Raw genomic sequence first — 3,081 nt, 5'->3', positions numbered from 1 at the left:
ATATTATGCTTGCTCTTTTTCTGCCGCTTCTTTTTCTTCTTTTACGACAATTTTACGAGACAAGTTCACGCGACCTTGGTTATCAATTTCAATAACTTTGACGAACATTTCATCACCAAGTTTTAAAACATCTTCAACTGCTTTCGTACGTTCTTCCTGGATTTCTGAAATATGAAGTAGTCCATCTTTACCAGGGAAGATTTCTAGGAATGCACCGAATTTTTCAATACGTTTCACTTTAGCCATATAGTATTCACCAACAGCTGCTTCGCGCACGATATTTTCAATGATTTCTTTTGCACGTGCATTCATTTCTTGGTCAATTGAAGAAATGTAAATCGTACCATCTTGCTCTGTATCGATTTTCACGCCAGTTTCATCGATGATTTTGTTGATTTGCTTACCACCCGGTCCAATAACGTCACGGATCTTATCAGGATTGATTTTAATCATGATAATTTTCGGAGCATATTGAGACAAATTCGTGCGTGGTTCAGAAATTGTTGCCATCATGCTATCTAAAATATGCATACGGCCGATTTTTGCTTGTGTCAATGCCTCTTCTAAAATGCTGCGAGACAAGCCATCAATCTTAATATCCATTTGAAGTGCCGTAACACCTTTAGCAGTACCGGCTACTTTGAAGTCCATATCACCTAAGTGATCTTCCATTCCTTGAATATCCGAAAGAACAGAATAATGCTCACCGCGCTTGATAAGACCCATAGCAATACCTGCAACTGGCGCTTTAATTGGAACACCCGCATCCATCATGGCAAGAGTTGATGCACAAATACTTGCTTGAGAAGTAGAACCGTTTGATTCCAATACTTCAGAAACTAAACGAATTGTGTATGGGAAATCTTTTTCATCAGGAATAACAGCAACAAGTGCACGCTCACCTAAAGCACCATGACCGATTTCGCGACGACCTGGTCCACGGATAGGTCCTGTTTCCCCAACACTGAATTGTGGGAAATTATAATGATGCATGAAACGTTTCGATTCTTCGATTCCTAAACCGTCGATGATTTGAACATCGCCTAATGCACCTAAAGTAGCAATACTAAGTGCTTGTGTTTGCCCACGAGTAAACAATCCAGAACCATGAGTACGAGGCAAAATCCCTGTCTCAGATGATAATGGACGGATCTCATCTAATTTACGGCCATCAGGACGAACTTTATCTTCTGTAATTAAACGGCGAACTTCTTCTTTCACCATTTTATCTAAAATTTGGCGAACTTGTTTTAGTGTTGCTTCATCAGCTTCACGTTCAACGTAGATCGCTACAACTTCTTCTTTAACTTCAGTGATTGCTAATTCGCGAGCATGTTTTTCATACACTTGAATGGCACTGTTTAATTTTGTTTCGCACATTTCACTAATTTCGGCAGAAAGTTCAGCATCAAGCTCGAAAAGTTTGATGTCCGTTTTCTCTTTACCCATAACCGCAACTACTTCTTCTTGGAACGCGATTAATTTTTTGATTTCTTCATGACCGAACATAATCGCTTCCAACATTACTTCCTCAGGAACTTCAAGTGCCCCTGCCTCAACCATGTTGATTGCCTCTTTTGTACCAGCAACAATTAAATCAATTGTACTAACTGCCAATTGTGCTTGATTAGGGTTAATGATAAATTGACCATCAATCAATCCTACTTGTACGCCTGCAATCGGGCCATCGAAAGGAATATCAGAAACAGATAATGCTAAAGAAGATCCTAACATCGCAGCCATTTCAGTCGTGCAATCTTGATCTTTAGACATAACGATTGAAATAACTTGAACTTCATTACGGAATCCATCAGGGAATAACGGACGAATTGGACGGTCAATTAGACGACTCGTCAATACTGCGTTTTCTGATGGGCGTCCTTCACGTTTAATGAAACCACCTGGAATTTTCCCTGCTGCGTAAAGACGCTCTTCATAGTTACATGTAAGTGGGAAGAAATCTAATGGCTTAGGATGTTTTGAAGCAGTAGCTGTTGAAAGAACTGTAGAATCTCCGTAACGGACCATAACAGCACCGTTAGCTTGTTTTGCATATTTGCCTACTTCTACTTGCAATGGACGACCTGCCCATTCGAAATTAAAAATTTGTTTTTCTGTCATTGAATGAACTCCTCTCGTACTAAAAATCCTATTAAATTTAGTTGTATGTATCATTAGTAGTGTATCAAAAAAGCGTTTATCATGCGATAAATTATAAAATTGTCATTGAGAGTTGGTTCTATACAAAGAAATCTTTTTGAACATAAAGAAAAAGCGGGACGAATCCCGCTTTCACTAAAATGCATCTTATCGACGTAAACCAAGTTTAGCGATCAAGTCACGGTAACGTGATACTTCGTTTTCACGTAAGTATTTTAACAAGTTACGACGACGTCCTACCATTTTGAATAGGCCACGACGTGAGTGGTGATCTTTCTTGTGTGTACGTAAATGCTCGTTCAAGTTATTAATCTCTTCTGTTAACACAGCGATTTGAATGTCTGCAGAACCAGTGTCGCTTTCATGAGTACGATACTCAGCGATAAGTTCATTTTTACGTTCTTGTGTAATTGCCATCCGGTTCACCTCCAATACTCTCATAATATCCCCAATTACCGAGCAAGCGTTGGTGAATCGCCTTGCCAAGCAACGGTTAAGCATATCTCTATGCACTTAAAAATAGTAGCACAGTTTAGATGGATATGCAACTGTTACTTCAACTCTTGAAAAAACGAAATGGCCGTTTGTTTATCCTTTTCAATTTGTTGTTTCAAGGAGTCAATTCCATCAAATTTGCGTTCATCCCGGATATGATGATACCAATCCAAGGATACTTCTTCTCCATAGATGTTCTTATCAAAATTAAACAAATGAACTTCAATCGTTAATTTTTTTTCATCCGGATTTTTAAAAGTCGGTTTATATCCTACATTACAAACGCCATCCACCYATTCGTCTTGAATGAACATGCGCACGGCGTAAACACCCGTTGCTGGAATGTACGACCCTTCTTTTGCCTGTATATTCGCTGTTGGAAAACCGATTGTACGACCTCGTTTATCCCCATGAACAACGACACCC

Annotated in this window: 3 protein-coding genes; all 3 read right to left on the bottom strand. The window is 39.2% G+C overall.

Annotation, left to right across the window (positions count from 1 at the left end):
* Positions 1 to 3 precede the first annotated feature (3 nt).
* Complete coding sequence (gene pnp / locus AC1DSB_RS17120; RefSeq protein WP_477530999.1) at positions 4 to 2,121, bottom strand: polyribonucleotide nucleotidyltransferase; 2,118 nt, start codon at positions 2,119 to 2,121, stop codon at positions 4 to 6.
* Between the two features lie 186 nt (positions 2,122 to 2,307).
* A complete protein-coding gene (gene rpsO / locus AC1DSB_RS17115) occupies positions 2,308 to 2,577 on the bottom strand; it encodes a 30S ribosomal protein S15 (protein ID WP_016427593.1) in 270 nt (89 codons plus the stop codon).
* A gap of 134 nt (positions 2,578 to 2,711) precedes the next feature.
* Positions 2,712 to 3,081 (bottom strand): riboflavin kinase (locus tag AC1DSB_RS17110; RefSeq protein WP_477587189.1); only part of this gene is annotated, 370 nt, incomplete at its 5' end.

The sequence above is a fragment of the Paenisporosarcina sp. P4_E4_2 genome, from assembly GCF_056401595.1.
Note: the sequence above shows the minus strand (reverse complement) of the source record. Positions and strands in the feature narration are given on the sequence as shown.